Source organism: Segatella asaccharophila, assembly GCF_054687055.1.
Genome location: NZ_BAACAN010000018.1, coordinates 58550 through 66549, shown reverse-complemented (window position 1 = coordinate 66549; position 8000 = coordinate 58550). Strand labels below are relative to the sequence as shown.

3 protein-coding genes are annotated in these 8000 nt (G+C 43.8%); all 3 read right to left on the bottom strand.

Annotation, left to right across the window (positions count from 1 at the left end):
• Positions 1-1616: inorganic phosphate transporter (locus ACYRYG_RS10215; RefSeq protein WP_460198083.1), on the bottom strand; the 1616-nt coding region annotated here is incomplete at its 3' end.
• A gap of 217 nt (positions 1617-1833) precedes the next feature.
• On the bottom strand, positions 1834-3180 hold the full coding sequence (locus ACYRYG_RS10210) for a glutamate synthase subunit beta (protein ID WP_293417556.1): 1347 nt from the start codon (positions 3178-3180) through the stop codon (positions 1834-1836).
• Positions 3181-3252: 72 nt separating this feature from the next.
• On the bottom strand, positions 3253-7740 hold the full coding sequence (gene gltB / locus ACYRYG_RS10205; RefSeq protein ID WP_293417553.1) for a glutamate synthase large subunit: 4488 nt from the start codon (positions 7738-7740) through the stop codon (positions 3253-3255).
• Positions 7741-8000 lie beyond the last annotated feature (260 nt).

Genomic DNA, 8000 nt, shown 5'->3' with positions numbered 1-8000 from the left:
ACTAATTCTGGGTCTCTTAAACGCATCATCAGACGGAAGGAATCATCTTCTTCATCTTGCTTTTTTTCTTTTTTAGCATATCTGCGATTAGAGCGAATCAACAGGAATATGACCAAAGCCATAAAAAGTAATTGGACCGGAAACCCTCCAAAGTACATGATCAGACAGACTATTCCGCAAGTTATGAAAGCTACTCCGGCAGTAATAAACCATCCCCCGATCACGCTTAAGACTCCTGTCACGCGGAATACGGCACTTTCACGGCTCCAGGCTCTGTCTGCCAAGGACGAACCCATGGCGACCATAAAGGTAATATAGGTTGTCGAAAGCGGCAATTTATGATTTGTTCCAATAGTAATCAGCATTGCACTCAATACGAGATTAATTGAAGCCCGCACCAAGTCGAAAGCGGCCTTGTCGTCAGTAAGAATGACTTCGTTCTTGTTGAAACGAGAATTAATCCAGGTGACGAGTTTGTCAGGCATGATGGTTGTAATAGCATTTCCGGTATTTTGAGTGAAACGCACTAATGCGCGTGCAGCTTTAGAACTGCCGAACATTTCGTCCCCTTCATCCTGGCGAGATAGATCCACGGAAGTCTTGATTACCTTTTGTGCCTTCTTTGAAGTTCCTATAGCAATGATCATGATGATTCCGGCAATGAGGAGATAGGCCGGCGGGGTTTTTGCGCTCGCCATAAGGGAGTTCATCATAAAATCAGAAGGGGCAGCTCCGTGGGCATTGGCTATGTAGTCCTGGAAAGAACTAAGTCCGGCAAGGGGTACGCCGATGAAGTTAACGAGGTCATTTCCTGCAAAAGCCATAGCTAAAGCAAAGGTACCCATCAGCACAATAAACTTGAAAATATTAATGTGCAAAAGATAGAGTATCTCCATGATAATAGTTGATGCGATAAAGGTGTAGACCAGCAGCCTGTTGGTGTTTACATTAATATAGTTCCTGGCAGTATCAGAGATATAAGGGCTTGTCCCCAAACCCTTCAGGAAAATGAAGTAAGCCAGTGTGGTGAAAGCAATACCGCCAAAAATAGCAATGATATATTTCAGATGCTTTTTATAACTGAAAGTAAAGAATATTCGTGAAATCCACATTACGATGACTCCGAAAAAGAATGCGATAGCTACAGAGACAAATATGGCGATAATGACGTTTAGAGCTTTACTGGAATTGAGGAGCACGCTATAGGATAGAGCACTGTTGTGGGCTATTTTGATTGTAGCAAGGGCAAAGGTTCCTCCTAGTAAATCGAAGACAATAGATACAGTGGTTGATGTCGGGAGTCCAAGTGAATTGAATACATCCAGTACCATTACATCGGTAACCATGACAGATAAAAAGATGATCATCACTTCATTAAAGGAAAAATGGTCAGGCATCATGATTCCATGCCGGGCGACATCCATCATCCCAGATGACATGATTGCACCAAGAATAACTCCACATGAGGCGACGATTAGTATCGTGCGGAATTTGACTACTCGTGCACCTACGGCCGGTTGTAGGAAATTGACAGCATCATTGCTGACGCCTACAAACAGATCGAAAATAGCCAGGCACAGTAGAAAAATTAAAATGCATAAATAAATGCCACTCATAATAATCCAGTTGTTGATTTTTGTGTTTGCAAAGATAAGTCACGGATGTTACGAGATGTTTAAATATAGGTTACAATTGTGTTACAGTACCGGTCTGGGATTTAAAAGGCAGATTTCTTTAACGGTACTTCGTGCATGATGAGAAGTATAAAAAGCAAAGACGAACCCGGATATATCGGATTCGTCTTTTTAAGTCTTTCTCAAATATCTGATCAGATCATTTCTTCAGCAGAAAGGAGTTTACTTTCTCTGCAATGTCGCGGCCGCTTGCCATGGCGCGTACTACTAATGAAGCACCACTGGCTGCATCTCCTGCGACGAAAACATTTGTAGAAAACTCGGGTTGCTTAGGTTTGAGGAATCCCATAGCAAGTAAAACCATTTGAGCCTTGATTACTTCTGGCTCACTGGCGGGTTTCATCAGAGGACGTCCTCCTTCCGGGTTCGGTTCCCATTTGATGGGTTGAATTTTTACTCCTGTCAGTTTTCCATTTTTACCTAAAAACTCCAAGGTGTTGATGTTCCAGCGACGTGTACAGCCTTCTTCATGACTGGATGTGATCTTCAAGGTTCTGGGCCAGTTAGGCCATGGATTTTTAGGATCATCAGGACCAATAGGGGGCTTAGGCATGATTTCTATCTGAGCTACGCTTTTGGCACCTTGCCGGTGAACGGTTCCAATACAATCTGATCCGGTATCACCGCCTCCTATCACAAGGACATCCTTACCTTTGGCAGAGATGCGTTCTTCTTTGCTATATTCCTTTCCCGCAAGTACACGATTCTGCTGAGAAAGCAATTGTAGAGCGAAGTAAACGCCCTCTAAGTCTCTTCCTGGAACTTTTAAGTCGCGGGCAATAGGTGTACCTGTTGCGATGACGTATGCATCGTAGCCTTTCGGAAGTTTAGTGGCATCTACATTCTGATTATACTTGAACAAGATTCCTTCCTGTTCGAGAAGACTGATCCTACGGTCAATGATCTCTTTATTCAACTTAAAGTTTGGAATGCCGAAACGTAGCAGGCCTCCGTTGTTTTCACGGGCTTCCAATACGGTTACCTGGTATCCGTCCTGGTTCAGACGGCATGCAGCAGATAATCCGGCAGGACCTGCTCCGATCACACAGACGCTCATGCCGTTACGTTTAGGAACATGAGGCTGGATGTAGTTTTCTTCAAAAGCATGTTCTACAATAGCACATTCGTTTTCACGATTGGTGGTCGGTTCATGGAGCATCAGATTCAATACACAGGCTTTTTCGCATAGTCCCGGACATACCCTTCCCGTAAATTCCGGGAAGTCATTAGTGGAAGTCAGGATCTTGTAAGCCAGTTTCCAGTCACCTTTATATACGGCATCATTCCATTCCGGAATTTTATTGTCTAAAGGACATGACCAGTTACAGAATGGAACCCCACAATCCATACAGCGGGATGCCTGTAACCGGCGGTCATTGCTGTTCAGTGTCTGCTCCACTTCACCATAGTCGTGGATTCTGTCATGAACTGGCCGGTAGCCAGCTTCTTTTCTTGGTATAGTTAAAAATGCTTTAGGATTTCCCATTTTCTTTTCCTTTCCTTTCATTCCCAGTCTGTCGGATGCACTAATAAGGTGCAGGGACAGAGCTGAGAGAGATTAATAATCACGTTGCATGTCTGCAATCTTTTGTTGCAGTTTTTTTACTTGTTCTTCTTGTAATACCCTCTTGTATTCAATGGGCACTACTTGAATGAATTCTTCCACATAGTGGTTCCAATCATCCAGCATGGTGCGGGCAAGTTTCGAGCCTGTATAGAGATAGTGCTGCCGGATCAATTCATGAAGTTCCTTACGGTAATTCGTTTCTTCGACAAGGTTGATTTCGACCATATCCATATTGCAGAAATAATCAAAGTCATGGTGCTTATCCCATACGTATGCTACACCTCCACTCATACCTGCGGCAAAGTTGCGTCCCGTTGTTCCCAGTACGACGACCCTTCCGCCTGTCATGTATTCACAGCAATGGTCACCTGCGCCTTCAACTACTGCGATGGCACCGGAGTTACGAACGGCAAAACGCTCGCCCACCTGTCCATTAATATAAAGCTCCCCGCTGGTGGCTCCATAAAGTCCTGTATTTCCAGCAATTACATTGTCTTCGGCATTATAGTTAGAGCGGATAGGGGGAGTAATGGATATTCTTCCTCCACTCAGGCCTTTGCCAAAATAGTCATTAGTCTCACCTTCAAGTTTGAAGTCAATACCTTTAACCAGAAAAGCTCCGAAACTTTGTCCTGCAGACCCCTTGAATTTCACGTTAATCGTATCTTCAGGAAGGCCTTCTTCTCCATATTTCTTCGCAATGATACCACTCAGCATCGTACCAACGGCACGGTCTGTATTGCGAATGGTGAAATCAAGGTTAACTTCCTCTTGATCTTCTATGGCTGTCTGGGAACCACTGATTAACTGTTGGTCCAGTATATTGCTCAAATCGTTATCTTGAGTCTTCGTGCAGTATAAACTGCTGTCACCATTTTCTTTATGAAGCATCTGGCTGAAGTCAAGAGTCTCGAATTTAGGATCACTAACCTTCTTTTGTGAGAGCAGTTCAGTATGTCCCACTATTTCGTCTAACGTGTGATACCCCATCTGTGCTAAATATTCACGGACTTGTTGAGCCAGGAATTTAAAGTAGTTGATGACGTAATGATAGTCGCCACGGAAATGTGAACGAAGCTTTGGATCCTGAGTTGCGACACCCATCGGGCAAGTGTTCTTGTTACACTTACGCATCATCACACAGCCTAATGTGATCAGAGGAGCTGTGCCGAAGCTGAATTCTTCTGCTCCAAGTAGTGCCATGATAATAACATCACGACCCGTTTTCAATTGACCTTCAACTTGTAAACGAGAGATCGATCGGAGTCCGTTTTTGACTAGGGTCTGTTGTGTTTCTGACAATCCGATTTCAGGAGAGATTCCTGCCCATCGTCTGCTGGATGCCGGGGTAGCACCTGTACCTCCTTCAGCACCGGAAATAGTTACCAGATCGGCTTTTGCCTTTACTACTCCTGCTGCGATTGTTCCTACACCACTTTCTGCAGCTAGTTTGACGCTGATAATGGCTTTAGGATTTACATTCTTTAAATCGAAAATCAATTGCTTTAAATCTTCGATTGAATAGATATCATGGTGAGGAGGGGGAGAAATCAAGGAAATACCAGGAATGGAGTGGCGTGTCCGGGCGATGACCTGATCTACTTTAAAGCCCGGCAGCTGGCCTCCTTCTCCAGGTTTTGCACCTTGTGCAATCTTAATTTGTATTTCTTCGGCATTTATTAAATATTCTGTAGTTACCCCAAAACGACCGCTGGCTACCTGTTTGGTTTTGTTAGCCAGACTGATGCCGTCAATGGTATTATGAAAACGGTAGCTGTCCTCTCCGCCTTCTCCTGTATTACTCCTTGTCCCCAGTGCGTTCATGGCAAGTGCCAGCGCTTCATGAGCTTCTTTTGACAAGGCTCCAAAACTCATTGCGGCAGTAACAAAGTGTTTGACAAGGTGATCCTCCGGTTCTACTTGTTCAATAGGAATTGGCTTGCGGTCACTTTTTACTTCTAGGAAGTCTCGCAGAAATATCGGTTTCGGTTTATGATCTACTAAGTCTTCAAATTTCTTGAATAATTGGTAGTTGCCTGTTCGGGTGGCTAATTGTAGTGTAGCAATGGTCTCCGGGTTCCAGGCATGCTGGATACCGTCCTTACGGTAATGCTGCTCACCCTGGTTAGGCAGAAATTCATATTTTTCTTTCTTGTCAAAAGCTTGATCGTGGAGGTCTATAGCATCCTTCGCAATCTGCTTCAGTCCAATACCGCCAATCGTACTGATGTCTGTTCCGAAATAAGCCTTTAAAAGATTCTCTGAAAGTCCGACCGCTTCGAATATCTGTGCTCCGCGATAGCTGCGGATGGTAGAGATACCCATTTTTGCCATAATTTTCAATAATCCCTTTTTGACAGCTTCAATGTAATTGTTTTCTGCTGTTGCATAGTTTTCCTGAATCTTACCACGTTTTACGAGATCATCCAGGATGGCATAGGTCAGATAAGGACAGAGTGCAGAGGCACCATACCCTAATAGCAATGCCGCATGTGTGACCTCCCGGATTTCAGCACTTTCAACGATCAAGGCCGTTTGTACACGCTTCCCGACTTCTATTAGATAGTGATGAACGGCACTGGTAGCGAGTAATGAAGGAATTGCCACATGTGTCTCATCTACATTCCTATCGCTCAGTATAATGTAATTATAGCCATCGTCTACACTCTTTTCAGCTTTTTGACAAAGGTCATCCAATGCCTCGCGAAGTCCTTCTTCTCCCTTGGATCGTTCGAAGAGTATCGGAAGTTTAATGGTCTTGAATCCTTTGTATCTGATATTGCATAGAATATCAAGTTGGCCGTTTGTCAGGATAGGATAAGGTAAGCGGACCATTTTGCAGTTAGATGCGTCCGGATTCAGGATACCGGTCCCTACTCGTCCGATATACTCCGTCAGACTCATCACCAGTTTTTCTCGGATTGGATCGATGGCAGGATTGGTTACCTGAGCAAATTGCTGCCTGAAATAATTGAAGAAAATCTGGGGTCTGTCAGACAAGACTGCCAGTGGCGTATCGTTTCCCATTGAAGCTGTGGGCTCTTTTGCCTGGGTAGCCATTGGTATGATCGTGTCATTGATATCCTCTGCACCAAATCCAAATTCTACTTCTTTTCGGATCAGATGGTCTATACTGTTGGGGATCTTACGGCCGCTATGGATATTTTCCAATTGAATCCGGTTTTCTTTCAGCCATTCCCGGTACGGATGCTCCGCTGCTAGTTGTTCCTTGATTTCATTGTCATAGTAGATCTTGCCTTCCTGAGTATCCACAAGCAGGAGCTTACCTGGTTTCAGACGACCCTTCTTTACTACTTCACTGGGATCAAAGTCCATAACACCTACTTCTGAAGCCACTACCATCGTATCATTCTTTGTAATGACATAACGGGCAGGGCGGAGTCCATTACGGTCAAGCATTCCGCCGGCATAACGGCCGTCGCTGAACATTAGTGCGGCTGGTCCATCCCATGGTTCCATCAGGATGGAATAGTATTCGTAGAAGGCTTTCAGCTCATCTGAAATAGGATTCTTATCGTTAAAACTTTCAGGGATGAGGACAGCCATAGCATGAGGCAGTGACAGCCCGCTCATGACAAAAAATTCAAGTGCATTGTCCAGACTGGCAGAATCGCTCATGCCTGGTTGTAATATAGGGGAAATGTCCTTGATATTTCCAAGTGCTTTGGATGAAAGGACGGATTCACGGGCCTTCATCCAACTCCGGTTACCACGGATCGTATTGATCTCTCCATTGTGGCAAAGGAAACGGAAAGGTTGAGCCAGGCTCCAGGTGGGGAATGTGTTTGTACTGAAACGACTATGTACTAAAGCAAGGCCACTGGTAAAATAATTATTAGTCAGGTCTGGATAGTATTGACGCAACTGAAGACTGGAGAGCATCCCTTTATACACAATGGTTTTGCTTGATAAGGAACAGATATAGAAGTCCTTGTCTGGCACACGATGTTCTATTTTCTTTCGAATGATATAGAGCATGCGTTCAAAGGAATCCAGTTTGTCATCCGTCACACCTGTGATAAACACTTGTTTGATATCAGGTTCACTGGCTGAAGCAGCCTTCCCCAGACAGTCCGAGTTAGTGGGTACGTTTCTCAAGTGCATTAAAGATAATCCTTCGCGCTCAATTTCCTCTATCATGATAGCGAGGATCTCTTGTTGGCGTTTTTCCTCTTTAGGGAGGAAGACTAATCCTGTGCCATATTTACCTTTTTCAGGAACAGGAATCCCTTGAAGAAGAATGAACTCATGGGGTATTTGGAGTAGAATTCCGGCACCATCACCGGTTTTCCCGTCTGCACCTTCAGCGCCACGGTGACGAAGATTTTCCAAAACCTTCAAAGCGTTGTCCACGAGTTCGTGACTTTTGTTTCCATGGATATTTACGATCATGCCGACACCACAAGCGTCATGCTCATTGGCGGCATCATACAATCCATCTCTCTTTACTTGTTGCATATAATTCGGGTTTTGCTAATTTCTCTATCAAATCGGATACAAAAGTACAAATAAACTTCCATAATGCAATATGAAATTAGTAAAATATGTATTAATTCGTCGAATATTTCTTGTTTTGTATTATATTTTAATAAATATAAGAGTTTTTTATCTATAAAACCATAGGAAATATCAGGTTGCAATTATTGTAGAGATTTTAGGTAATATATGGATGGGTTATGTGGAAAGAGATGGATTCTGAATGCACTTTTTTGTGGTAT

Excerpts from the sequence above, each read along its gene's own strand:
- ACYRYG_RS10210 (WP_293417556.1), bottom strand. The coding sequence starts at position 3,180 with ATGGGAAATCCTAAAGCATTTTTAACTATACCAAGAAAAGAAGCTGGC.
- gltB (WP_293417553.1), bottom strand. The coding sequence starts at position 7,740 with ATGCAACAAGTAAAGAGAGATGGATTGTATGATGCCGCCAATGAGCAT.